Source organism: Halomonas hibernica, assembly GCF_013183775.1.
Classification (GTDB): Bacteria; Pseudomonadota; Gammaproteobacteria; order Pseudomonadales; family Halomonadaceae; genus Vreelandella; species Vreelandella citrativorans.
In genome coordinates, this window is the sequence record NZ_VIFN01000005.1 from 251595 (window position 1) to 277410 (window position 25816).

Here is a 25816-nt window from a genome sequence, read left to right on the forward strand (position 1 = left end):
TATTTCCTTATCAGCGCGCCAACACCAGAAGATCGGTGGCCAAATAGTGGCTAGCGGCTTCACGCAGGTTTTCCAACAAGCCTTGGCGCGGCAAAGAGGGCTCGTGCAGTGCCAGCAATCGGCGAGGCCCGCCATTGTCACGCGCCTGGCGAAGTAGCCGGTACATCTCGGCAAATGCGTCAGCATCGCTGTTAATCCAGAGCGCCCAACGCGCATGCCTAGCGCTTAGCTGAGCAAGGTCAGGCGCATTAACGCTAACAGCCTGTATATCCCAATCGTCAGGTGATCCTGCCCAGTGACGGCCCAGCGCAGACCATTGAGCCAGCCGGTGTTGAACCTGTTTGACAGACTGCGCGCCCCGCCCGGGCAAACCAATAATATACAAGGGCTTTTTAGGTCGCGAAGGGGCTTTCGCGACCGGCTGCTCGTCAATCGTGGGGGTGGGCGAAACAGCACCTGGCGCGGGCGCAGGCGCTTCGCTCATCACCTCCATATCACTTGCCAACGGCGCATCAGGCTGGCTGGGTGCCTGCTTCTGACGCTGGCTGTCGGCCCATTGGCGCAAGCCCGCCGCCTGATCCTGGCTCATACACTCACCTCTCGGCTAACGCTGCCCAATTGGCGAATGGCGTCGCGCGCCATAAAGGCGTACATCAACGCATCCAGCATGGCCGTATCGCGGCGTTTTCGGCGCGCGCCCAATAGGCTGAGTAGATCGCTGCGCAGACTGGATGCTTCATCATCACCCGCGTTATCCAAATGCCCTACCACTGACGCGACGCCGCTGGCTAACAGTAGACGTACTTCTGGATCCGTATCCCCGCTATCGGCCTCTTTAAACTGCTGCAACGCGCGTTTGGTGAGCGCTGCCAGACCCTCACTTTGCAGCTGAATGACCAGCTGGAAAAGTACATCGGCGCCTAAACGAGCCGGCGTCAACCAGTAGCGCCGGGCAACGACCTTGGCACTTTCGGGGTCACGAACCTCCCCATACCACGCAAGCAGTACACTGCCCGCCTCATTTTGCACTTCGGCATAGGCGGTCCATAACTGCATGGACTGGCCACGAAACCGCACGCTGACATGATGGCTGAGCGTGCTTTGTTCAAATAGTCCACGTAGCGCAGAACGCTCGCCATGAAAGTATACGCGCTGTGCAGGTGTCACAAGGCTGACCCAAGTCAGCTGTTGCTCATTCAGCCACTGCACGGTTTCTGCCGGAGGCAGCACGGGCAATAGATGCACCGTGGCGCCCGCCGTTTCCGTTCGTGTCTCAAGCCTGGCCTGCCAACCCGCAGGTTGGCGATGTTGAAGCATGGGGACGGCATGCCAAGCGCCCCGTTCGTCCATGCTGATATCCGGCATCGACCAATCACAGCCACGCTCGTTACGGCGTGCCGCCCACACCACACCGGGGGCGGGTAACGCGTGCGGCAACAGACGAGTAAGCTGCGCGCTCTGTAGCTCGCTCGGCAAAGCGCTAACATCCCACATGGCTTCCAGCGTGGCGAAGCCTGCCAAACGCTGGCGCAGCCGCGTCAGTAGTAGTGACAGCCTCCGCCCTTGGCCAAGCACATCTCGCGACCAGCGAGGCATGCGAGCCGGTGCCGTGAAGCCAGGCTGCGGCGCTGCTTTCGCCTGGCTTTCCAGCGCCTGGTTGATCAGCGCATCCGGCAGTGCCACGCTCATATCTTCGGGCACTTGCTGCCCATGAGAGCTAAACAGCACGCGCATACCGTGACGGATAACAATATCCAACACGGGGGCTAGTCGGCCGGCTTCATCCTGCTTGGTAATAATACAGTCATCAAGCTCAGCGCCTGCTGCCCGCGCGGCCTGACGATAACGCAACACGACCTCTTCCAGGGTTTCTGGCTGGCTAGCCGCGTTCAACAGCAGTACCAGTCTTACCGTGGAACTTCCGCCCTGCAAATGCGCAATTTGATCAATAACACGCTGGTCACGCTGGCTCATCCCAACCGTATCAATCATGACCCACTGCTTGCCGTGAAGGCGGCCCAACAGATCATCGACCGGTTGCTCAGCATCAAGGGCGTACATGGGGGTATCCAACAGGCGTGCGTAAATCCTGAGCTGCTCATGGGCGCCGATACGAAAGCTATCCGTGGTAACCAGCGCGACGGGGCGTGTGCCATGTCGCATTACAAAGCGCGCCGCAAGCTTTGCGGTGGTCGTGGTTTTGCCTATTCCGGTAGGACCGACCAAGGCGACGATGCCCGTTTGGTCAAAAAAACTGGCCTCGTCATTTAACACATGAAGCCTGCTTGTCAGCTGCTGGCGCAGCCAGTCAAGCGGTTGCTCACTTTCAGGGCCAAGCGTTTTCAATGATGCTGGTAGACCCGCGAGCACTTCATCGCCAAGCTCAGCGCTAAAGCCAACGCGCGTCAACAACTGAGACAGCCGCCCGTGCGTGTCGGCGGCTTGTTGCACCGCCCCGGTGGGCCGAGGCGCCTGTTGGCTAGTTACCTGTTGGTTAGTTAAAAGCGCACGCATATCTTGCATTTCACGCAGTAGGCGCTCACTCATGGACTGAAGAGGGTCCGTCGCTGTAGCGGGTTCTACCGTACTTGCGGTTATCTCTAACGCGGCGTCGACAGGCTCGACAGCCTCATCAGCCATCGCCATGATTTCAACGCCATCATCGGTACGGCGGTTCGCCAAAATTAGCGCATCATCTCCCAGCGTTTCACGCACCTGGCGCATGACATCACGACTGTTTGCTCCCGTAAAACGCCTAACGCTCATGTCTTACCTTTTGTTTGTACACATAGCTGATACGTTCGCTGCTTGCGGTCATGGTTAGCGGCCACCTACTGTGGTGGTTACACGCAGCGTGCGGTCATCCGGAATTTCTGCTTGTGACATGACCACAAGATGGCGCAAACGACGGCGCAAAAAGCGTGACAGCACGCCACGCAACGAGTGCTGAACCACCAATACCGGCGCCTCCCCGCTACTTTCATGCTGCTCCAGAGCCTGCTGCGCCTGATCCATCAAGGTTTCAGCCAAGCCTGGCTCCATCGCGCCATTCCCGTTCATCGCCTGTATCAGTACCTGCTCCAGTTGGGCATCCAGCCCCATCACATTGAGGGTCTCCTGTCCGGCAAACCACTGCTGCGTAATGGCCCGGCCTAATGCAATACGCACCAGCGCGGTAAGCTCATTAGGATCTTTTTGCTGACCGGCATACTCTGCCAGAGTGTCCAGAATCGTGCGCATGTCACGAATAGACACATCCTCTTCCAGCAGATTTTGCAAAATACGCTGCAGTATGGTCAGAGAAATTGCCTTGGGCACCACTTCTTCTACCAGTGATTTCTGCTCTTCGCCCAGCTTGTCGAGCAGCTTCTGGACCTCCTGGCGGCCCAGCATTTCGGGTGAATGTCGATGTAGCAAATGATTCAGGTGCGTCGCAATAACGGTACTGGCATCGACCACGGTATAGCCATACACCTGGGCGTGCTCACGTTGATTGGTGTCGATCCAAACCGCAGGTAGACCAAAGGCAGGGTCCTGGGTGGCAGTCCCTTGCAGCTCCCCGGAGACCTGCCCCGGGTCAATGGCGAGCCACTTGCCTGTCTGCGCTTCGGCGCGACCGATTTCAGCGCCTTTCATGGAAAGCACATAGGTATTAGGCGGCAGTTCCAGGTTGTCGCGGATATGCACCACCGGAGGCAGGAAACCGACCTCCTGAGCAAACTTTTTACGCACGCTTTTAATACGCCCCAGAAGCTCGCCTTTTTGGCGGGCATCGACCAGTGGGATTAAACGATGGCCCACTTCAAGCCCAAGGGTATCGACCAGCTGGACATCTTCCCAGCTGGCCTCAGGGGTTTCCTGGGTAACAGGTGCTTCTGTAGCGATCTCCTCTTGCACTTGGGCTTTCTGCTTGTGAAGCATCAAGAGCCAAGCCAAACCACCCAGCAGGGCGGTAAAAAACAGAAAGACAAAGTTCGGCATGCCCGGCACCAGGCCCAGCAGCCCCATAACCGCGGCCGCCAGAATCATCACCTGAGGGTTCACGAACAGCTGGCTGATCATTTGCTGACCAACATCCTGCTCGGTATTAACGCGCGATACCGTCACACCGGCCGCGGTGGAAATGACCAGTGCAGGAATCTGAGCGACCAGGCCGTCGCCAATCGTTAGCAGCGTATAAGTACGGCCCGCATCGGCGAAGCTCATATCGTGCTGCATCATACCAATCAACAGACCACCGATAATATTAACCACCATGATGACCAGGCCCGCCATGGCATCACCGCGTACAAACTTACTGGCACCGTCCATAGAGCCATAAAAGTCGGCTTCCTGGGCGACTTCTGAACGACGCTTTTTGGCTTCTTCTTCACCAATCAGGCCGGCGTTTAAATCCGCATCAATGGCCATCTGCTTGCCTGGCATCGCATCCAGCGTAAAGCGTGCCCCGACCTCGGCAATGCGGCCTGCACCCTTGGTAATGACCATAAAATTGATAATGACCAGAATCAAGAAGACCACTAGGCCAACGGCAAAATTACCCCCTACCAGAAAGGTACCAAACGCTTCGATGACCTTACCGGCCGATGCGCCGCCCGCATAGCCATCCATCAATACTACCCGCGTTGAGGCGACGTTAAGCGAAAGACGCAGTAGCGTGGTAAATAGCAAAACAGCAGGAAACGCAGCAAAATCCAAAGGCTTTTCGGCAAACATGCTGACCAACAACACCATGATGGCCAAGGCGATGTTAAAGGTGAACAGCATATCCAGCGCAAAGGGCGGCAAGGGCAGGATCATCATGCCCAAAATCATTAAAATCAGCACCGGCCCGGCAAGCAGCTTCATGCGTACCTCGCCCATCCAGCCACGCTGAGAGACCAGTTGGTTTAAACCTTTCATGGCGGTGCCTCATTGCCACTGGCCTGACGGCCAGGGGTTTGCATTTCCGGGGGTACCGGCAGATTATCGGGAGTTGGGGGCACCTCGCCTCCTTGTTGTCCAACATGCTTTAAGCGGTAAGCCCACGCCATCACTTCTGCCACCGCTGTATAAAGCTCGGCAGGCACTTCGGCCTCTAGATCCACATGATGATAAAGGGCGCGCGCCAGCGGTGCAGCCTCCAAACGAGGAACGCCTGCCTCTACGCCCAGCTCGCGTATTTTTGCCGCAACGGCATCCGCCCCTTTGGCCACCAGTCGCGGTGCTCCCATGCTGCCCTCTTGATACATCAAGGCCACGGCATAATGCGTTGGGTTGGTAATAATAACGTCGGCCTCTGGCACCTTGCTCATCATTCTACCCCGAGCCATCGTCTGCTGCTGTTGACGAATGCGCCCTTTAACATGGGGGTCACCTTCTGACTCTTTATGCTCGCGCTTCACCTCTTCTTTACTCATGCGCAGCTTCTTGGCGTTACTCCACAGCTGAAAAGGCACATCGATAAGAATGACGATCATTAGCGACAGTACGACCAAACCAGCCGCCTGGGCCGCCATATTAAGCGCACTGACCAGTGCTTGATGCACGGGCTGATCCATTAGCGCTAAAAACTTACCCAGGTTGAGATACAAAAACGTCCCGGCCACGCTACCCACCAGCACCGACTTGGCAATCGCTTTCGCCAGCTCAATCAACGCTTGGGTCGAAAATATCCGCTTAACCCCTGCGATAGGGTTTAGCTTGGAGAGCTTGGGCTGCATGGACTTTGCGGATATCAGCCATCCCCCCAGTAAGGCAGGAGCCGTTAACGCAATGACCGCCAGCAGTAGAAATAGCGGCATCATGGTAAACAGCGTCCGCTGCCCCAGGTTTAGCGCATTGACCAGCATGGGCATCTCTTCCATGGCCTGGCGCCGGTCAAACATGAAAGCCTGCTCCATGACCATTCCCAACTGGTCATAAAAAATCTGCCCCATGCCCCATAACCCACCGACACCGCCCAGCAGCAGCAAAAACGTGGTTAGCTCACGCGATCGAGGCACCTGCCCCTCTTCACGCGCTTTGCTTTTGCGCCTGGGCGTGGCCTCTTCGGTCTTTTCCTGATCGCTATCGTTATCTGCCATGCTACATCCGGCTTAGCGTGCGTGGCGCACCATAAAGTCAGCCGCCCCAAGGGACGGCTGAACAAAACGCTTATATTGCCAGATACGGCTTTTTACAATGCTCTAATAACGCGGCATTAAAAGCCCAATTCGTCCAATAAGTCGTCCACCTGATCCTGACCAGTGACGATATCGGGCGCACTCTCCTTGATTTGCGGGCCGTTCAACAAATCCTCTTTACGTCGTGCACTGTCGTTTTTCCACTGATCTTCGGCCTTGCGCTGCATCGATTCGCGTACCTGAGCACCCGGTACGTTGTCGATCAGCACCTGAACAAGCTGATATTCGATCTCACGGATCACGTCCATCATTTTCTTGATCACCTGGCCGGTCAGATCCTGGAAGTCCTGAGCCATCATGATTTCAAGAAGCTCTTTACTCGTCGCCGCCGTCATCGTAGGCACATCGCTTAAGTAGCTGCGCGTATCCTTAACGAGCGCCTTGGCATCTTCCAGATCTTTGGGCGCTTCAAACCACTCAGCCCACTGCTTATCAAGCCCTTCGGCACGCTCAGAGAGTTCATCCTGAAGAGGCTGAGCACGATCAATCGCATTCAATGCGCGGTCGGCTGCCTGCTCGGTCATCGTGGCAACATAATGCAGCCGATCTCGCGCATCAGGAATGGCTTCAGCCGCTTTTTCGATCTCTTTATCCAGTCCCAGCTCGCGCATATTATCGCGTAGCATGCGAGTAAGCTTGCCGATGCGATGAATTAGCTCTTCAGCGCCTTCCTCGGATAGCGGGTTAGAGTCGATCTGCTCATTCTGACTCATGGTATTATCTCCTCGCTCACCAGACCCTTCGGCCCAGCCGCTTTATTTACCCATTTTTTCGAAGATTTTATTAAGCTTCTCTTCAAGGGTAGCCGCGGTAAATGGCTTAACGACGTAGCCGTTAGCACCCGCTTGAGCGGCCGCGATAATATTTTCTTTCTTGGCTTCTGCCGTTACCATCAATACCGGCAAATGCTTCAAGCCGTCGTCCTGACGAATTTCCTTGAGCATTTCCAAACCGTCCAGGTTAGGCATATTCCAGTCAGAGACAACAAATTCAAAATCACCTGCACGCAGCTTATTAAGCGCGTCCTGACCATCTTCTGCTTCATCGACATTGGTAAAACCCAGCTCTTTAAGCAGGCTACGTACAATCCGGCGCATGGTAGGAAAGTCGTCGACTACCAAAAAGCTCATGTTCTTGTCGGCCATTGTTCATCCTCTTATCAATTCACGTCTTATGACGCGTTATATAGTCAGGGTTAAAAAGCTTCCCACTCTGCGTGGTCGCTGTGGTTTGGCGTTGATCGTGACGCGGTGGCCGCCGGTAAACTTTTTTCTGCAGCACGAGGCGGCGTAGAGCTCGCTTGCTTAGGCAGTGAAGTGCGCGGTGGCAATGAAGTACGCTGAGGCGTCTGAGATCCTAGCAACTTAAATACGGCAACCGCCTGCTCTAACTGGCTGGCCTGCTCTTCCAATGAGGCAGCAGCCGAGGAAGCTTCCTGGACAAGGGCAGCGTTTTGCTGGGTGACCTGATCCATCTGCCCAACCGCATGGCTCACCTGCTCAATGCCATCGCTTTGCTCCTGTGAAGCGGCCGATATCTCATCCATGATGTCAGTCACACGGCGCACGGCAGTGACAACGTCTGACATGGTAGAGCCCGCTTGCTCCACGAGCGTTGAGCCTTGCTTAATCTGGCTCACCGAGGCATCAATTAGCGTTCTGATTTCCTTGGCAGCATCGGCACTACGACTAGCAAGATTGCGCACTTCACCCGCCACCACCGCAAAGCCACGACCCTGTTCACCGGCGCGTGCAGCCTCCACCGAGGCATTCAGTGCGAGGATATTGGTTTGAAACGCAATGGAGTCAATAACACTGGTGATATCGGCCACTTTTTGCGAACTTGTCGATATACCATGCATCGTTTGAACCACTTGGCTGACCACTTGGCCACCGTGCTCAGCGGTTGTCGAGGCATCTGCCGCCAGCGTGCTGGCCTGACGAGAATTATCTGCGTTCTGCTTCACGGTGGCCGTCATCTCTTCCATGCTGGCCGCGGTTTCCTCAATGGCCGCCGCTTGCTGCTCCGTACGTGAGGAAAGGTCAGCATTGCCGCTAGCGATTTCCCGCGTGCCATAGTGGATTTCAGAACTACCCTCTCGGACCCGAGCAACAATCCCCGTCAGGTTTTGCTGCATGGTGGCCATCGCCGAAAACAGGCGACCAATCTCGTTATTGCCCGCCTCAGGTAGCGGTTGGGTAAGATCCGCTTCAGCAATTTTATTTAACCGTTTAACCGCATCGTTTAAGGGCGTCGTCACGGTGCGGCGTAAGCCAATATAAATGGCAAGCGTAACCAGCAACGCTATACCCAATGCAAGGGCGCTAACCAGTTTAAACAAGCTGCCTTGGGCGTGCGCCTCTTGGCCAATACTCTCCACCCGCTGGAAGCCATATTCAACGAATGCCGTCGTGCTAGCGGCAAGACGCATCAGCGGTTCGTTTAATGCATCGCGCAGGTCGTTATAGGTATTGATATCCATCTGTGCAAAGCTTTCGTGCTGCTGTTTTACTAGCGTCATCACGGCACGGAAGTTGTCGATTAACTCACTTCCTAACACTTCCCCCTGGGGCGTACGCGGGGTCGCTACAAAGTTCTCAAAACGGATCTCGGAGCGTTCAATACGGTCGGCAGCAATTGCCAGCTGTTCGTTGGTTCGGTCCATATGGCCGACCATTAAGTAATTTGAGGCAACCTCCATGGCCAGCATGGCCTGGTTGAGTAGCGAATCGGCCCGATTAATCTCATTCAACTGATCGCTACTAATAAGGCCGTAAGTCGCTAGGTTTTCCTGTGATCGTTCCTCTGATAGAAAACTGATGCTCGCCAGCATGATAATCAGCATGGTAAAACACAGTAATGCTGCCACAACAGCCGCATGGATACTCAGGTTGCGTAGAAAACGCGTCATTAGATCATCCCCTTGACCAAGCACTTTTTTATAGTAAAACGTTATAGTAAAAAGGTTTATACCCGCTGGGAGCGACCGGAGGCAGCTACCATTGCCATCAACCGGGCGGGAATATCATCGAGTGCCGCAACTTCCACGGCGCCCCCCACGGCTATCGCTTCACGCGGCATACCAAAGACCACACACGTCGCCTCGTTTTGGGCAACGGTAGGCGCGCCAGCCTGGCGCATTTCCAAAAGCCCCGCAGCCCCATCTTTGCCCATGCCGGTCAGAATCACCCCGATGGCGTTACGCCCAGCCTGTTCAGCGGCGGAATGAAACAGTACATCGACGGATGGCCGGTGCCGGTTGACCGGCGGCCCGTTGTCCAGGCGTGCCACATAGTTTGCTCCGCTGCGTACGAGCTTTAAGTGCTGGTCGCCAGGGGCAATGTAGGCGTGGCCCGGCAGCACACGTTCACCATCAGTCGCCTCTTTGACGGTTATTCGACACAACCGGTCCAGGCGCTCAGCAAACGAGCGCGTAAACCCCCCCGGCATATGCTGGGTGATCAAAATGGCGGGGGAGTTGGCAGGCAACGGCTCTAATACCGCACGAATAGCTTCCGTACCGCCCGTGGATGCGCCGATGATAATCAGTTTCTCGCTTGAGACTAACGGCGCTTTTAACTGCGCAGGCGGCGGGGCATTTTTATGGCGCGCCTGACGCGGCCGTGAACGTGCGGCCGCACGCAGCTTTTCGGCGATTTCATTGGCGTACTCCATCATGCCATGCCGAATACCCAGGCTTGGTTTAGCCACAAAGTCCAGCGCGCCAAGTTCAAGTGCACGCAGCGTAATTTCCGAACCGCTTTGCGTGAGCGATGACACCATCAAGACCGGCATGGGCCGCAGGCGCATCAGGCGTTCCAGAAAATCGAGCCCATCCATGCGCGGCATTTCAACGTCAAGCGTTAGCACATCAGGGTTGTGTTGCTTAATTAAATCCCTGGCAACCAGTGGATCAGGCGCCACGGCAACCACTTCCATGTCCGGCTGAGAGTTGATAATTTCGGTTAACAAATCACGAATCAGCGCCGAGTCATCGACACACAATACTTTGATCTTGGCAGCGCTCAATGGACGCCTCCTTTGCAATTAATGCCGGGTGTACTGCCTTGTTTGCACGGATAACCACACATTAGGCGTATAAAAAGCACGAAAATGGTTCCATTAGGCCCGTGTGTATACCGTCTGGCCCCGCAGTTTGAACGCATCACTAATATACGAAAAGTTTTCAGAGTGACCGGCAAACAGCAGGCCATCCGGCTTCATAAGGGGCGCAAACCGCTTAAGAATCTTTGCCTGAGTCTCTTTATCGAAATAGATCATGATATTTCGACAAAAAATGGCATCAAACGGGCCTTTAACCGGCCACTGTGTCGACAGCAGATTAAGTGGCATAAACTCAACCAGCTCGGAAACTTCCGGGCGCACACGAGCGAGCCCCTGTTGCTGCCCTGTACCCTTCTGAAAAAAGCGTTTCACACGGGCTTCATCTAACTTGCACACCTGCTCTTGTGGATAAATACCGAGGCGCGCACGGCTTAGGGCATCGGTATCTATATCGGTGGCAATAACTTTCGCCTGCGCGGCTTTCGGCCCTAACGTTTCTAACAGCGTCATGGCCAATGAATAAGGCTCTTCCCCTGTTGAGGCAGCCGAGCACCAAATAGTGAACGGACCTTGCTTATGGCGAAGATGCTCTGCCAGAAGAGGGAAATGGTGCGCCTCGCGAAAAAACGCGGTCAGATTAGTGGTCAGCGCATTGGTAAACGCCTCCCACTCTTTTGCGTCAGGCTGACGCTCCAGACGCAACAGGTAATCGGTAAAACGTGTCAAACCATGATGCCGTAGACGCTTGGCCAACCGGCTATAAACCATCTCACGTTTATGCTCGGCCAACACAATGCCCGCACGCTGGTAAATAAGTTCTCGTATTCGTGAGAAATCCGCATCAGTGAGCACCAGATCTCGCTCAATCTGATGACTAGACGCCCACTGACTGGCGTCGACACCTGGTTCGCGTTGCTCGCTCAAAATTCTTCCCATTCCTCTACAGGTGTCGCTTGTCGCTGCACAGCAGGCGCGGCCACTTTGTTGCGCACTGCGGGGCTAGCAAGCGTTGTTGCTTGTTTAGCAGGTAACGTGTTCGCCAAGGCAAGAGGGCGTTCTGGGCTCTTCTGGTTAAGCCGAACGGCTTCAACCGATAACGCCAGCAGGCTTGCCTGTTGCTCTAACGCGGCAGCCGCGCGGGCGGTTTCCTGGACTCGAACAGCATTTTGCTGCGTTGCTTGATCCATTTCGGCGACTGCCTGGTTTACCTCCGCAATACCGCTGCTTTGCTCTTCAGACGCTGCCGAAATTTCGTGCATGATATTGGTAATACTGCGTGCCGCCTCAGCGACCTCGTTGATCGCGGTTTCTGCTTTTTCAACCAGCCCAGCGCCCGCATTGACTTCCTTGTTAGAACCGTCAATCAACCCTCGAATTTCCTGGGCAGCGCCGGCGCTTCGTCCTGCTAAATTACGCACTTCTTCGGCAACCACGGCAAAACCACGCCCATGCTCGCCGGCGCGCGCCGCCTCCACCGAGGCATTTAGCGCCAGGATGTTGGTTTGGAAAGCTATCGAGTCGATGGTATTGATGATATCGGCCATCTTTTGAGAGCTTTGGGTAATGCGTTGCATATTGTCTACCAACTGCGTCATTAGCTCGCCCGTTTGAGAAACCCGAGTAGAGTTATTATCGGCGAGTCGGCGGGCTTCTTGAGCATTGTCGCTATTCTGGCGTACGGTAGCGGTCATCTCCTCCATGCTGGAGGCCGTTTGCTGTAGCGAAGCAGCCTGTTGCTCGGTACGTGAAGAGAGCGCTTCATTACCTGTCGCAATGTCCTGTGCAGCAGGCGTTACGATGTCTATCCCGCCTTTTACGTCGCCAATAATGCTGCTTAAGCTTTTACGCATGGCATTAAGCGCATCAATTAGCTGGCCTACTTCATCGTGCTGACGCTTGGGCGCGGAAGCCGCCAGGTTACCGCCCGCGATTTGCAGCGTAAAACGTGAAGCGCTCTTTAGGGGACGTATAATTGCGCGGAAAGTTAACCAACCAATCGCTATCAGCAGTGCTAGCCCAATCCCCAGCACTACCGCTTGCGTTGCGATGATGGTGTTCTGCGCTTGCTGGGCATTAGCCGCCATTTGCTCGGCCGCTTGCTGTTTTTGCTCAATGAGCTGATTCACACTTTCAGAAAGTGCTCGCCCCTCTTCAGACATGACGCTGATGACGCCATCCAATCCGGTAAATGCCTGGTAGGTCTCTTCGGCCTGTAGCACACGAGCCGCTTGGCTCATTCCCTCCTCAAGAAAGGCCTGCAGCTGATCGTCAAACGCACTCGCGAGCGGCGTGTTATTGACCGCACGGGCGTAATAGTCTTGCCATACGGTGGCCACTTCTTCAGCACGTTGCTCAATCATTTCGCCTATTTCAAAACGCTGATTGATCAACTCCATACGCTCTGGTTCAATCATTTGCTGGCGCGTATTGGCGATCATCTGATCAATTTGTTGCAGCCTGACGACATCGCGCAAGCCATCGCTATTAAGCCTCTCAAGCCGGTCACTCGACGCGTTAAGGCCGTAAAGCCCCAAGCCACCGCTAACCAACAGCAACGCCGCGGCGACCACGATCATGCCCACCAGTTTGGCACGAATGGTATTAAACTGAATCCTTTTCAGCCGCTGGCCGATACCGCGCTGACGCAGACGCCCCTTGTCCAGGTAGAGATGCTTGTTACGCCCTTCCCGTATTTCAGCATAAGCCTGTTCAGCATGCTTTATGGCCTCACGTGAGGCTTGAACACGCACCGAGGCGTAACCCACCACCTGCTCGTTTTCAATAATTGGCGTTACGCTGGCATCCACCCAGTAGTGATCACCATTTTTACAGCGATTTTTAATCAACCCTCGCCAGGTATCTCCGTTCTGCACGGTTTTCCAAAAATTATCAAACGCGGCAGGCGGCATATCCGGATGACGAACTAGATTATGCGGAGCACCTATCAACTCGTCATGCGTGTAGCCACTTATCTCAATAAATGCCGGGTTCGTGTACGTAATACGACCTTTTAAATCCGTCCGAGAGACCAGAAAATCGTCTTCTTTTAGCTCGACTTCACGCTGCGAAATGGGTTGGTTATTGCGCATTTAGGGGCCTTATTGTTCAGTTCTTAAACTATCGTTGTTTATAGCGTTTGCTATTAAAATGCTTCCCAGGCTTCTGTTTCCACCTTTCTTGAAGCAGTGCCGATAGAAAGAGGCTTGGAAGTGACGGACGCGACCGGCCCCGCCGTGGATGAGATAGATACAGGCGCCGCATTATGCGCAACTTGAAAACGCTCAACGGTATTTCTTAACCGCGCCGCTTCGTCTTCAAGCTCATTGGCATTATGTGCCGCATGTTGAACAAGCTGAGCGTTCTGCTGAACCACTTGATCCATTTGTGCAACCGCTTGGTTAACCTGAGCAATACCGTTGCTCTGTTCTTCAGAGGCGGCGGCAATTTCATCCATGATATCGCTGACTCGCTGTACGGCCTCTACCAGCGCCTGCATGGTTTCGCCTGCCTGATTGACCCGCTGCGTGCCGGTCTCTACTTTACCCAACGAGGTATCAATGAGCGTACGAATCTCTTTCGCCGCATTAGCGCTGCGGCTGGCCAAACTGCGCACTTCTTGAGCGACCACGGCAAACCCCTTGCCATGCTCACCCGCACGGGCAGCCTCTACCGATGCGTTAAGCGCCAGAATGTTGGTTTGAAATGCGATATTATCAATCAGCGTAATGATATCGGCGACTTGATGAGAGCTGGCATTGATATCCTGCATGGTTTCAACAATACCACTCACCTCTTCACCGCTTCGCCTCGCTGTTAACGTAGCGTTTTGCGCAAGCTGGCTAGCCTGACGTGCGTTATCAGCATTATGGCCCACCGTTGAGGCAAGCTGTTCCATACTGGAGGCGGTCTCTTCAAGCGAAGAGGCCTGCTGTTCAGTACGTGAGGAGAGGTCGTTATTACCGCTGGCAATTTGTTGAGAGCGCTCATAAATGGACGACCCACTGCCACGCACAACGCTCACTGTTTCTGATAAAGAAGCCTGCATATGCGCCATCGCAACGTATAACCGGCCTATTTCATTATTACCCGGTGCCGAGATCTGCTGGCTTAAATCGCCCTGCGCCATGCGTTCGAAATAGCCAACCAAACGATCCAGTGGCTTAAGTACATTGACCGTCACGCCCCAAATCACCACCACGACGGTCGTCGCTGTGATCACCATAATGGCAATGAGCGCCCAGCGAATGCGGCCGGTAAAGTCCGAGAACTCTGCCTGTTGAACGTTGCCATCACTGGCGGCCTGCATGATGGCTGCCCCATGCTGAAGGGCATAAAAACCGATGCCACAGGCCACAATCACCAGTAACGAAAAGGAAGCAAGTACCAGCCCCCAACTGAGCCGCACGGTCATGTTTCCCAACATCTGCCGCATTAGCTGTGTCACAATGTTTTCTCCAAACACAACGTCACTCGCAGGCGCATTCCTTGGCGCTAGAGGGGCCGTTCAACTTGGGAAGACACGTTCCGTGTGGCCTTTTTAGTACAACGTAGCGGCAGTCGCCTTAACGATTGCTGGTGCTGTCCACCAATGCCATCTCTTCACTGGTAAGCAGCTTATCGATATCGACAAGTACCAGCATGCGGTCATCCAGGCTGCCAAGACCGCTCAGGAAATCAGAAGACAGGGTGACACCAAATTCAGGCGCCGGTTTAATTTGCTCAGGGTTTAACGTCATGACGTCAGAAACGCCGTCGACCACGATACCCACGACGCGATCGGCAACGTTAACCACAATCACCACGGTCTGGCCGCCGTACTCCACGTTTTCAAGATGGAATTTGATACGCAGATCGACAATCGGCACAATCACGCCGCGCAGATTGGTAACCCCTTTAATAAAGTCAGGCGCATTAGCAATACGCGTTACATTTTCGTAACCGCGAATCTCCTGTACCTTCAAAATATCAATGGCGTACTCTTCTTCGCCTAATGAAAATACTAAAAACTCACGGTTTTCAGCTTCATCCGCGGCGAGAACCGCCTCATTATTTGCTTGACTCATGACGGCTCAGCCTCCTTATAAAAAGAGATAGGTTGATTATTAATCACTTTGCTCGCTTCTTTCTTGACCCTGCTCAAGCGATGCAGTCCTGTGATATCCAAAATTAGCGCTACGCTGCCATCCCCCAGGATGGTTGCCGCCGAAATCCCCGGCACCTTGCGGTAATTGTCTTCAAGGTTTTTCACCACTACCTGCTGCTGCCCAACCAGTTCATCAACCAGCATGGCATAACGGCGTCCTTCGCCCTGCACGATGACCGCGATACTCTGGGTAGGATCCGTAATGGCGTTTTCCACATCCAGAACTTCATGAATCGCAATAACAGGCAAATACTCGTCGCGTACCTTTAAGACAACGTCGTCTCCGGCCATCGCGTACATCTCGCCCTTGGTTGGCTGTAACGACTCAAGCACGGTAGAAAGCGGCAGAATAAACGTCTCCCCACCGACCTTAATCGACATGCCATCCAGTATCGCAAGCGTTAACGGCAGCACGATCCGCGTGTTGGTGCCTTCGCCTTTTTTGGACTGGATCTCAACACGACCGCCCATTCCCTGAATATTACGTTTAACCACATCCATGCCCACACCACGTCCGGAGACGTCGGTCACGGCCTCAGCGGTTGAAAAGCCTGGCGCAAAAATAAGCTGGTAAACGTCTTCGTCGCTCATGGTGTCAGAGACGCTAAGGCCATTTTCACGTGCCTTGGCTAGCAGTCGCTCACGATCCATTCCGGCGCCATCATCGCGCACCTCAATCAGGATGTTACCGCCCTGATGGCGAGCAGAAAGTACGAGCTTGCCAATACGGGGCTTGCCAAGCGCTTCGCGCTTATCCGGCATTTCAATGCCGTGATCAAGGCTATTACGCACCAGGTGAGTTAAGGGATCGGTAATCCGCTCAACCAGACTCTTGTCAAGCTCCGTGGACTTACCCTCGGTCACAAGCTCTATCTCTTTACCCAGCTTGCCCGCGGTATCGCGAACAACACGCGGAAAACGGCTAAACACGAATTCCATGGGAATCATGCGGATCGACATGACCGCTTCTTGCAAGTCTCGGGCATTACGCTGCAAAAGGCTCATGCCATTTTGAAGCGAGCTGTTGCCCACCGACTGATCGTCCAAATCGCTAACCGTTTGATCAAGCATCGACTGGGTAATGATTAGCTCGCCCACCAGATTGATAATCTGGTCGACTTTATCCACCGAAACGCGAATGGAAGAGGACTCGGCGGCCGCCTTTTTCGACTTAGCACTGCTATCGGGCGTCTTTTTGGCCTCTGCAGGTGGGCGCGCAGCTTCTGGTGCAGGCGTTGTAGGCTCCGGTGTTACTGGAGTAGGAGCAGGCGGCGGCGTGCTTTTAGCCTCCTCTTGTGCAGTTGCAGGGGCACCACTCGCTACACGAATCTCAATCTGCTCTGGTTCAATGATGAAACACATGACGGCTTCAATATCGTCAGCGCTGACATCGCCACTCAGTATGACTTCGTAACATTTCTCATCGCCAGACTGCGACTGAACATCGCCCAGCTGCTCAAGCTCTTCAACCAGCAACGTACGCTCTTTTTCAACCACATTAAGCAGGGCGACAATCAGCTGGTTTTGACCGGCTGAGGCTTTCGCTGGTTCTTCAGCCTGGACGACCGGTGCAGGTGCCGCTGCCTCCACCGGCGCATCCAATGTTTGACCAATTTCTTCCAGAGCTATCTGCTGTAATACTTGGCAAATTCTTTCGTACGCCTCTTGATTGGGCGCTTCCTCGTTGCGATAGGCATCGAGTTGCTCATGCATGATGTCTTTAGCCTCTAAAAAGGTATCCACGAGCTCGGCACGCAGTACAAGCTCCCCTTTACGTGCATGATCCAGCAGATTTTCGAGTATATGCGTTGTCTTTTGTAGCACGCTAAAGCCGAAGGTACCTGCTCCACCTTTGATCGAGTGCGCCGCGCGGAAAATAGCGTTTAGCTGCTCAATGTCGGGATTATCGACATCGAGCTCCAGCAAGTGCTGCTCCATATCAGCAAGCAACTCTTCAGCCTCTTCAAAAAAGGTGTCAAAAAAATCCGCTATATCCATGCACCACTCCACTCTAACGTCATATTTTTGTCACAAGCCAACGCTAATCCGACACATTTGTCGGCAGGGGCTCTTGCGTTAAGTCTTCGACCAGGTCATCCGCAGAAGCAGGCAGCGTGGCATCGGAACTCATCGTTCCCGGGTTGCGAATCGCCTCTGCGATTTCGGGTAGCAAGACGACAAGCTCAATACGGCGATTAACCGGATCCCGAGGATCCGTATCGGGTAACACGACACGGTTAGCAAAGCCTGATACGCGCAGCAGTTGATCAGGATCAAGCCCTCCGGTCACCAGCTCGCGGCGCGAGGCATTGGCACGATCATTAGAGAGTTCCCAGTTGCTATAGCCCCGAAATCCTCCGGCATAGGGCACGTTATCGGTATGTCCACTAATACTAAGATCGTTAGGCAATTCGTTAAGTAACGGCGCAATCGTACGCAGTAAATTGCGCATATACGGGGCCACCTGATCACTGCCCAACTCAAACATTGGGCGTTGCTCGGTATCCAGCAGTTGGATACGAAGCCCTTCACGGGTTAAATCAAAGCGCATTTGCCTGCGTAGCTGACGCAGTTCGGGGTCTGCCTCAATGGCGCGTTCGATGCGCTCCTGTAGATCGGTGAAGAAACGTCGCTCCTGCATGCTTGGCCGGGTCTGCTGCATGGTATCGATGCGCGCCCTTTCACCATCACTGTGTGTCGGGTCCGGGCCACCACCAGGGATAACCCTGGTACTGCCTGATTGATCACCACCGGTGATTGCCGTCACCAGTGGCGTACTGAAATATTCCGCCACGCCGCGCCGCGTTTCTTCACTGGAGACACTTAAAATCCACATTACCAGGAACAGCGCCATCAGCGCGGTCATGAAATCCGCTAGAGCAATTTTCCAGGCGCCGCCGTGATGCGCATGCACCACCTTTTTACGCCGGATAATAATCGGGCGCTTTTCACCGCCCTTACTCATGCAGTACCGCCCTTCCTGGCATTTTTCACATACTCTTCAAGCTCGAAAAAAGTTGGACGCTCGGCGGTATACAGCGCTTTACGGCCAAACTCAACGGCCAGCTGAGGTGCGTAGCCGTGCAAACTTGCCAATAATGTTATCCGAATGCATTGCATCATCTTTTCTGCTTCCTGGGCTTGCCGACCGGCGAAGCTGGCAATGGGGTTAATAAAGCCGTAACCCAACAAAATACCCAGGAAGGTTCCCACCAGCGCGTGGGCAATCATTTCACCCATCTGTTGCGCCGTGGCATCCGCATAGGTCAATGCCTTGATGACCCCCATTACTGCCGCCACGATGCCGAAGGCGGGCATGGCATCGCCCACTTTTGCAATCGCATCGACGGGGACATGAGCCTCTTGTTCAAATACTTCGATTTCGTGCAGCATCAGCTCATCAATTTCCATAGGCTCCATGCCGCCACTCACCATCAAGCGCAGGTAGTCCGTCAAGAACGTCATGACATGCGGATCAGCTAATACAGCAGGATGTTCTTGAAAAAGGGGACTTTCTTGAGGGTTGTCAATATCTCGCTCTATGCCCAGCATTCCTTCACGGCGGATTTTTGACAATAGCTTGTACTGCATTGCCATCACTTCCATGTAAAATGCTTTGTTATATTTTTTTGCTCCCCTGAGCCTGGGCAGTAGCTTGAAGGTGGCTTTAATCGCTTTGATGTTATTGGCGGCGATAAATGAGCCAACACCAGCACCGCCGATAATGACTAGCTCAAGTGGTTGGTACAGAGGGCCTAGACTGCCACCTGCCAGTACATAGCCACCAAATACACATAACAAAACGACTACATAGCCTAAAAGTATCAGCACAAGCAGGGTCCTTGCGGTGTTTCAGTATTAAGTAGGGAACCAAAACTTAGCCATCTGTTCAGACGGTTGAGTGGCGTTCCGGCTCAGGTACAAATTAGCTTTATCATACCAGGGCTAATGTACAGTCTAATTAAAAAGTAACGCCGCCTTTTAACGCTATCTATTCGTTAAAGGCGCATTTGATAATTCTTTTACCCTTCACTGATGCCGAGGCTATCTTCCTTGGCTTGCTGCGCCTTACGGGTTTTACCTGCCCGCGATGGCGGCTGACAAATACCACAAATATAGTCGTGGGCCGGGCTATGGGCATGAGCCACAAACTGCCCGCCACAGCGGGTGCAACGGCTAAACTCAAGCAGGTCACTTTCAAAAAAGCGCACTAACGTCCAGGCACGCGTCAAACCCAATACGGGCTCGGCGCCCTCCAACATCATCTGCTCGCTGTAAAGTCGATAGGCTTTTACAAACGCTTCGATTCTCTCGCAGCAGGTGTCTCGCAGCAGGCTGGCGTAGATATTGTAAAAAAGCGATGAATGAACATTGGGCAGCCAGGTAATAAACCAGTCGGTCGAAAACGGCAGCATGCCCTTGGGCGGCGACATCCCACAGACTTCTTTATAAAGCTTGATCAGTCGCGTACGGCTTAATTCGGTTTCCGTTTCCAGCACCTGCAAGCGTGCGCCTAGCTCAATCAGCTCAATTGCCAGCTGCACTTGGTGCATTTCATCCACCAGGCTTTTCTGGGTCACCCCTTATCTCCTGATAATGACTCAAATGTATCGCCAGCTAACAGTAGCGAAGCGTGTAGACCAGCGAGCCCCTGATCGCGCGGATTCTCAGTGATCTGACGTAGCCGCTGAGCACTCGGCTGACTGAATCGACATATCAGCTGGTTAGTACGCGCCAATTTCGTCAATTGGCGAGCACTCAGCGAAGACAGCAGTTCAGCAACGTCATTATCTATTTTTAAACGAAATAGTGCTGTTTCGCGGTCTTCACTTAACAGGCGCTGCGCGAGAAGCAAATAGGCTAAATTAATTTCTTCAATTTCATCGAGATAGTTGGTGTGACTCATAGTGTTCCATCAAATGACACAGGCGCTATCTTGTAACCGTTATGCGGACGCCTTGATGACTTTTCTGCCCCTTCGCCATGGTTGCACACTATCTATATATTGGCTACTTGGCTCAATCATGGCGTTTTAGGCCCTCGTCTGACAGCTCAAATACCCACACCAGCAGCTCTGCCACTACTTGATAGAGGCGCGGAGGTATCTCTGCGTCTAAATCCAGCTGCATTAAAAGTGCCACGATCTCAGGTGCATCATGCACATAAATCCCTTGCCGGCGGGCTTCCGCCATAATGCGCTCGGCAAGCTCGCCGTACCCCTTTGCGACAACACGTGGTGCGCGTTCGTTTTCCTGGTAAGCAAGCGCAACCGCCTGGCGACTACGCTCATTCGGCATGGGCATCACTACTCTCCAGCGGCATATACCGCACACGCACCTGCACTTTGTCCAAATCCAGTGCATTCAAACGTTGTTCTAAAGCAGAAATGCCTTGCTCCAGGTACTGATACGTGGCTTTATCGGCCGTTGTTAAATCAATACTTAACACCGCTCGATAAAACCACAATGAGACGCTAAAGGCTCCCAAATTAGGCACATCCAGCTGCATCTCAGAGCGCCACCCATCCTCCTCCTTATTATCACCCTCACCGTCCCCCTCTTTTTCTTGAGCAGGCAGATGGATCACGAGCGCCATAAAAATGCCTGCCCAAACGTCACCCTCCCAACGAACCACAGGCATGACCAGCATATCTAACTGCTGACGTACGATACTTTGCAAACTTTCATGGACGACTTCACGGTGCCCACGACTGCTGAGAGCTTCCGTGCCGCGCTCATAGGCCATGGCATCGCGCGTCAGCCTGGCATTATCCTCCATACTTGGCGGCGCACTTGGCGTAAAAGCTGCTGTATTCGGCATTGGGGCTGCACGCGTGGCGGCAGTCTGATCGTTGGATACATACTGCAAAGCGCTGCCGGGCACTATTGCTTTGGTTAAAGGCGACTCGGAAAAAGACGCCTTTAATAAAAACGGTACATTAGGCGATAGCGGCTCGGCTGGCTGTAACGGCGTATGGAGCTGCAGCGGTGCACTTGGCTGCAGTGATGTACCAGGCTGTAGCGCAACGAGCGGGCGAGGACCGGGCTGCATTTGCGGCTCTCGTAGCAGTTGCTGACGTGCCATATCGCCTTGAAACCAACGCTTTAAATGGGACTCATAAAACAGCCCGCTATCGCGTATGCTGGACTCCAAACGTTCCGCGACAACCGTCGCCGCTGGCGTCTCTTGCGCAGCCAACAAGGGCGCGGGTGGCCGAATGACGGCAGGTGGCGCAGGGAAGCGCAGTAACACATCCGCAATACTGCGTGCTGCTGGACTAAAATGGGTCTGTGTTGACCCCGGCGGCGTACCCTGCGTATCACCTCGCGCCAACAGCCTGTCACCGTTAAGTGACCCCGGCGCGCGCCTTAAATCATTCAGCAATGCCGGTTCAATACGCCCATCAAGGCGTGAATCGCCCTGTAGCGCGCGCGGCCCCTCACCAGGAGGAATTGGCTTAACAGGTTCGCTCAACGCATGCTTTAACGACACCTCCCCCTGCCGACCCAGCACTTGATGCATAAGCGTATCAATCAGCGGTATGATACCACTCACTTGGTCACTTCTCCATCGTCAGCACCCAAGGCACTAAAAGAAGCGCCCTGCTGGGGTGCGTAGGCACGATGAAGGTCTCGCTGACGCTGAGAAACACTAATCAGCTTGCCTAACTCATCTCGCCTTGCCATCAAACGGCGCCGAATTTCCACGTCATATTCTAAAATGCGCTCAAGTAACTCTGCCTTACGCTGCCTGGCGGGATCATCCAGCACCGCCACGCTATCGAGCTTGCGCACTTCCTCGACCAGCAAGACATAATGGGTGCGCTGCTCAATCAGTTCTGCCCACTGCTCGGCGCTGGCCAGCTCATGCATTTGAGTAACATGAACCAGCAGCCCCTCATACGCATCTAACAGTACGTGCGGTGCGTGATCGTGGGCATTTATGGAAGCTGCCATGAGGGCCTCATACGCTTTGCTGTTGTCCAATTTCACGCCATGCAGAGGCAATATTTTCAAGCAGTTGCTCTGCTTGATTTAAGCTTTCCTCGTCATTTCGTAAATTGGCGGTGAGTAATAAGCGAGCGATGTAGTCATAAAGTGACGCCAATCGCTCAGCAATATCGCCACCTTTTTCTTGGTCAAGGGCGGCGCTAAGGCCGTTATTGATAATATCCAACGCTTTGGATATTGCTTTGCCTTTCTCACTCGTGTTGCCGCTTTGCATGTGGATACGTGCAGCACGAATAGATGTTTGCGCCCCCTCAAACAACAAGACAATAAGCCTATGCGGATCAGCTGACATCACGCCACTTTCGACACCAACGCGCGCATAAGCGTTAGCACCTCTTCCGTAGGCAGCACTGCCGCGAGAGTATGTCACTAGCTTGAACTCCTAATTGATACCGGTTACTGGTCAGACAACACGGTAACCGCCGCCCGTCTTTTCTCATTTAACACGAGCACACCATGCTCATCTATAAAATGATATCGGCGCAATGGCGCCTGACTTTAATGGCGCGGCCAACTTTCTTTGCAACAAAAAAGAATACGTGATCAAGCCATGTCACGTCGAAATAGCCACTTCCTGCGTTGGCTTACCGAGCCGCTCCTGCACATCACTACGCACCGTATTCCCAAGCGTATCGCGCATGGGAGGAACGGCCTGCTGAGTTAATACCACCTCGACGAGCATGCCATCGGCATCCAGCCGCAACACCCAAGCTAACTGCTCACTCGAAAAGCGGACCAAAGAGCCGATCGGCAATGTTGTGAAATGCTCGATATAGCGCTTTACCCAGCGCAAATCAAACTGATGCGAATGCTGTAACAAGTGTCGATAAATTTGCTGCGTAGTTTTAGCCGGACGATCAGCTCGGTCTCGGCGCATTGCCTCTACAACATCAACCACCGCACTGGCCTTGGCCAGTTCATTGATATCGCTCCCGCTCACGCCCTCTGGATAACCACTGCCATCCAGGCGCTCATTAATGCCACCAATTACCGCCTGAACAACGCTGGTCGAAAGCCATTGACAGTGCTGAAGGCGGCCCATCAGTAAGGACACATGCTCACTCATTGCCTGCCGATGGGGTGCTTCAAAACCAGGCACCCTAAACACAACCTGCGGCACCAGCGCCTTGCCCAAGTCATGAATCAAACCGCTAGCCACAATGGCTTTACGCGCCTCGCGGGGCATATTAGCGCCGACTAGATCAAGCAGGTGCACCGCCACCGCAATACCATGACGTACCAGCAAGGGCTCAAGTGACAGGCAACGCGAGGCAAACAACAAAGACTCTCGATCCTCCTCGTGAAGCAGAAGTACACGATCAGCGTTACGCGATAAGCGTCGCGCATCAATATCGCTACCCTGCTGTAACAGCAGAATTTGGGCATCCAGATAGGCAGCCACTTTCACAAGCCGCCGCGCCATGGGCGTCGCATAATGCTTGATATCTCGCCGACCAACACGCTCGCTGCTCATACGTTGGCGAGGCCGCTCAAACAGCGGTGATGACTGTCGGTCATCCGGACTATCCATTTCATAGCGAGCAGCTTGGCGCTCTATCTCACACACGAAGTACCAAATCTGGCGCTCTTGCTCTGCCGTAAAGCCAGAAAACTGAAACCCGATGCGCAGCAGGTGCTTTTCAGGATCAACCTTTTGGTGGCGAGCAACACCCTGCCCCTCAAAATAGGTGCCGTCAGGAAAATTTAGCATTAGCTTTAGAGGGCTATCCGTTTCCGGCAGTACACCACTCGCTGCCATCGGCAGCTCTAACTGACACCCCTCTTGGGAAAGATCGCGTAGCTCACCTATCACCTCTTCACCCAGCGCTCCAACAATAGAGGCCGTTACTATCATCCCCATACGCAGTTCGGCGCGAAAGGATTCGCGCCTCTGTAGGACATCAAGCGCCGCCGGGTAGTCACTGCAACATAAAAAACGCCCCCCAGAACGGCGCGCCTCAGTCAATGACAAAAGAGGGGTACGGATTAATTTCCCCTGCGTCTGACCGCGCAGGTAGAATTTTTCGCCCTTCTCCAGGCGCCCAAGCAGAAAATCAACAGACGACAGATCCATGACGAGTGTCTGGCCAACGTGCTGCTCCATAAGAACAACAGGCTCAGGGGTTGCGTCAGACGAAGCCATACAAAGAGACACACCACCACTTTCAATCATTGTATTTAGTAGCAACTCAATCGCCGCCGCATTGGCAATCGTTTCGTAATCGTCTCGCTGCGCTAGCATGCTCGCCTCACTTTTCCAACACGTTAATCAAAGGCTACTTTTTCAAAAACACCCCAAGAGCCTGTTCAAAGAGCTGTTTTAAATACCACTTCAAAACGGCAAAGCATAGCAGACGCGCTCTGGTTAGCGCAGATACTGCAAAGGGCCAGTCATCTTAAGGCACCCTTATAAAAGCCAGACATGACAGCTCACTGACACCGGCACTGTTAAGCCGGATCACATACAGAACGATTTCGTTATATAAAGTTTGTGGCGTATCAGCCGACAATAGTAAGGAGGCTCAGCTATAGAGGCAGGGTTGATGCTTTATCCAAACCGACTTATCCATGGGTTGTTACTACTGAATCACTAATACTTAGCCCTTATCTTTACGAGGAACGGCTGTCATGACATCACCGCTAACGGATACCATAACAACACTATCAGCCACACCCCGCCTAACGCCGCAACAACGCCTGGACAGCACGCTTGCCCAGCTGTCAATGACAGACAATAGCGGCGCTCAAACTGGCTCAGGAGCTGTCTCAGGAACTGGCTCAGGAACTACCGCCGTAACAAAAGGCGAGCTGATTGAACCCATCCAGCGTATTAACGCGGCGATGCAAGCGCATGGAATAGAGTTCGATGTTAGCGATGAGTCATCACGTATTGTGACACGCGTTATTGACCGGGAGTCTGGGGATGTCATTCGCCAAATCCCTTCAGAAGAAGTGCTGGCCATTGCTGAGCGCCTGGAAGAAATGCAAGGACGCCTTATTTCACTAGAGGTATAAAGACTCGGCAAAGCTTTCTTCAAACAAGCGCCAGCTAACGCAACACTTACTTATTTCTGGCGCCTTGTTTGAAGGAAGCTTCAAGCCACTACACTTGCATATTCATTACATCGCGATACGCAGTCACCACACGGTTACGCACCTGGAGCCCCATCTGGAAGGCAACGCTCGCTTTTTGCATATCCACCATAACGTCGTTCAGCTCAACGTTCGGCTCTCCCGCCTGAAACGCCATGGCTTTTGCATCAGCCGCTTTTTGAAGACGATTAATACGCTGAATTGATGCCTGTAGCTCGCTACCAAAACCGCCCTGCCCTACAGCCGTCGAGACATGCTCACCTTTTAACGGTTGCGCTGCCGCTTGCGTCGCGAGCCCTTGCATTTGTTGAAGCGCTGCTTGTATTGCCGGCGTACTCATA

At 53.7% G+C, this 25816-nt stretch carries 24 protein-coding genes; 1 reads left to right on the forward strand and 23 read right to left on the reverse strand.

Going from position 1 to position 25816, the window contains the following annotated elements; genetic code table 11:
- Positions 1-10: 10 nt before the first annotated feature.
- The 22 genes from FKN99_RS10305 to FKN99_RS10410 form a co-directional block, all read right to left on the reverse strand.
- Positions 11-589 carry a hypothetical protein gene (locus FKN99_RS10305; RefSeq protein ID WP_172117754.1) on the reverse strand — a complete coding sequence of 193 codons (579 nt, stop codon included), beginning with the start codon at positions 587-589 and terminating at the stop codon, positions 11-13.
- Positions 586-2766 carry a flagellar biosynthesis protein FlhF gene (gene flhF / locus FKN99_RS10310; RefSeq protein ID WP_172117755.1) on the reverse strand — a complete coding sequence of 727 codons (2181 nt, stop codon included), beginning with the start codon at positions 2764-2766 and terminating at the stop codon, positions 586-588. The genes FKN99_RS10305 and flhF overlap by 4 nt, the downstream gene beginning before the upstream one ends.
- Positions 2767-2820: 54 nt before the next feature.
- Positions 2821-4902: a flagellar biosynthesis protein FlhA gene (flhA, locus tag FKN99_RS10315; protein ID WP_172117756.1), complete on the reverse strand. Its 2082-nt coding sequence runs from the start codon at positions 4900-4902 to the stop codon at positions 2821-2823.
- Positions 4899-6065: a flagellar biosynthesis protein FlhB gene (gene flhB / locus FKN99_RS10320; RefSeq protein ID WP_172117757.1), complete on the reverse strand. Its 1167-nt coding sequence runs from the start codon at positions 6063-6065 to the stop codon at positions 4899-4901. Before flhB ends, flhA begins: the two co-directional genes overlap by 4 nt.
- Before the next feature lie 116 nt (positions 6066-6181).
- Positions 6182-6877 (reverse strand): protein phosphatase CheZ, encoded by a 696-nt coding sequence (gene cheZ, locus FKN99_RS10325; RefSeq protein ID WP_172117758.1) that lies wholly within the window; start codon positions 6875-6877, stop codon positions 6182-6184.
- A gap of 42 nt (positions 6878-6919) precedes the next feature.
- Positions 6920-7309, reverse strand: a complete 390-nt coding sequence (gene cheY / locus FKN99_RS10330; protein WP_172117759.1) for a chemotaxis response regulator CheY — start codon at positions 7307-7309, stop codon at positions 6920-6922.
- A 50-nt stretch (positions 7310-7359) separates the two neighbouring features.
- Positions 7360-9075, reverse strand: coding sequence for a methyl-accepting chemotaxis protein (locus FKN99_RS10335; RefSeq protein WP_172117760.1), 1716 nt, complete (start codon positions 9073-9075; stop codon positions 7360-7362).
- Positions 9076-9131: 56 nt separating this feature from the next.
- Positions 9132-10193: a protein-glutamate methylesterase/protein-glutamine glutaminase gene (locus tag FKN99_RS10340; protein ID WP_172117761.1), complete on the reverse strand. Its 1062-nt coding sequence runs from the start codon at positions 10191-10193 to the stop codon at positions 9132-9134.
- Positions 10194-10286: 93 nt separating this feature from the next.
- Positions 10287-11153, reverse strand: coding sequence for a CheR family methyltransferase (locus tag FKN99_RS10345; protein WP_172117762.1), 867 nt, complete (start codon positions 11151-11153; stop codon positions 10287-10289).
- A complete protein-coding gene (locus FKN99_RS10350) occupies positions 11150-13318 on the reverse strand; it encodes a methyl-accepting chemotaxis protein (protein WP_172117763.1) in 2169 nt (722 codons plus the stop codon). Before FKN99_RS10350 ends, FKN99_RS10345 begins: the two co-directional genes overlap by 4 nt.
- 53 nt (positions 13319-13371) lie before the next feature.
- A complete protein-coding gene (locus tag FKN99_RS10355; protein WP_253927020.1) occupies positions 13372-14661 on the reverse strand; it encodes a methyl-accepting chemotaxis protein in 1290 nt (429 codons plus the stop codon).
- Between the two features lie 130 nt (positions 14662-14791).
- On the reverse strand, positions 14792-15292 hold the full coding sequence (gene cheW / locus FKN99_RS10360) for a chemotaxis protein CheW (RefSeq protein WP_087109052.1): 501 nt from the start codon (positions 15290-15292) through the stop codon (positions 14792-14794).
- Positions 15289-17370, reverse strand: a complete 2082-nt coding sequence (gene cheA / locus FKN99_RS10365) for a chemotaxis protein CheA (RefSeq protein WP_172117764.1) — start codon at positions 17368-17370, stop codon at positions 15289-15291. Before cheA ends, cheW begins: the two co-directional genes overlap by 4 nt.
- Positions 17371-17413: 43 nt before the next feature.
- Positions 17414-18337 (reverse strand): flagellar motor protein MotB, encoded by a 924-nt coding sequence (motB, locus tag FKN99_RS10370; protein ID WP_172117765.1) that lies wholly within the window; start codon positions 18335-18337, stop codon positions 17414-17416.
- Complete coding sequence (gene motA / locus FKN99_RS10375) at positions 18334-19203, reverse strand: flagellar motor stator protein MotA (protein WP_172117766.1); 870 nt, start codon at positions 19201-19203, stop codon at positions 18334-18336. Before motA ends, motB begins: the two co-directional genes overlap by 4 nt.
- Positions 19204-19394: 191 nt before the next feature.
- Entirely contained in the window at positions 19395-19952 is a 558-nt protein-coding gene (flhC, locus tag FKN99_RS10380) for a flagellar transcriptional regulator FlhC (protein ID WP_172117767.1), read from the reverse strand.
- Entirely contained in the window at positions 19949-20278 is a 330-nt protein-coding gene (gene flhD, locus FKN99_RS10385; protein ID WP_087109062.1) for a flagellar transcriptional regulator FlhD, read from the reverse strand. Before flhD ends, flhC begins: the two co-directional genes overlap by 4 nt.
- A 112-nt stretch (positions 20279-20390) precedes the next feature.
- On the reverse strand, positions 20391-20675 hold the full coding sequence (locus FKN99_RS10390; protein ID WP_172117768.1) for an EscU/YscU/HrcU family type III secretion system export apparatus switch protein: 285 nt from the start codon (positions 20673-20675) through the stop codon (positions 20391-20393).
- Complete coding sequence (locus FKN99_RS10395; protein ID WP_172117769.1) at positions 20659-21927, reverse strand: flagellar hook-length control protein FliK; 1269 nt, start codon at positions 21925-21927, stop codon at positions 20659-20661. Before FKN99_RS10395 ends, FKN99_RS10390 begins: the two co-directional genes overlap by 17 nt.
- Positions 21924-22328, reverse strand: a complete 405-nt coding sequence (gene fliT, locus FKN99_RS10400; protein WP_172117770.1) for a flagellar protein FliT — start codon at positions 22326-22328, stop codon at positions 21924-21926. The genes FKN99_RS10395 and fliT overlap by 4 nt, the downstream gene beginning before the upstream one ends.
- Before the next feature lie 7 nt (positions 22329-22335).
- The gene (gene fliS / locus FKN99_RS10405; RefSeq protein ID WP_172117771.1) at positions 22336-22752 is read right to left on the reverse strand and encodes a flagellar export chaperone FliS; all 417 of its coding nucleotides are present in this window, start codon (positions 22750-22752) and stop codon (positions 22336-22338) included.
- Positions 22753-22935: 183 nt separating this feature from the next.
- Positions 22936-24624 carry an HD domain-containing phosphohydrolase gene (locus tag FKN99_RS10410; protein WP_172117772.1) on the reverse strand — a complete coding sequence of 563 codons (1689 nt, stop codon included), beginning with the start codon at positions 24622-24624 and terminating at the stop codon, positions 22936-22938.
- A gap of 386 nt (positions 24625-25010) precedes the next feature.
- On the opposite strand from FKN99_RS10410, the gene FKN99_RS10415 reads away from it, so the two are divergent.
- The gene (locus FKN99_RS10415) at positions 25011-25397 is read left to right on the forward strand and encodes a flagellar protein FlaG (RefSeq protein ID WP_172117773.1); all 387 of its coding nucleotides are present in this window, start codon (positions 25011-25013) and stop codon (positions 25395-25397) included.
- Between the two features lie 88 nt (positions 25398-25485).
- On the opposite strand, the gene fliE is transcribed toward FKN99_RS10415, so the two are convergent.
- Positions 25486-25815: a flagellar hook-basal body complex protein FliE gene (fliE, locus tag FKN99_RS10420; protein WP_087109075.1), complete on the reverse strand. Its 330-nt coding sequence runs from the start codon at positions 25813-25815 to the stop codon at positions 25486-25488.
- Position 25816: the final 1 nt, after the last annotated feature.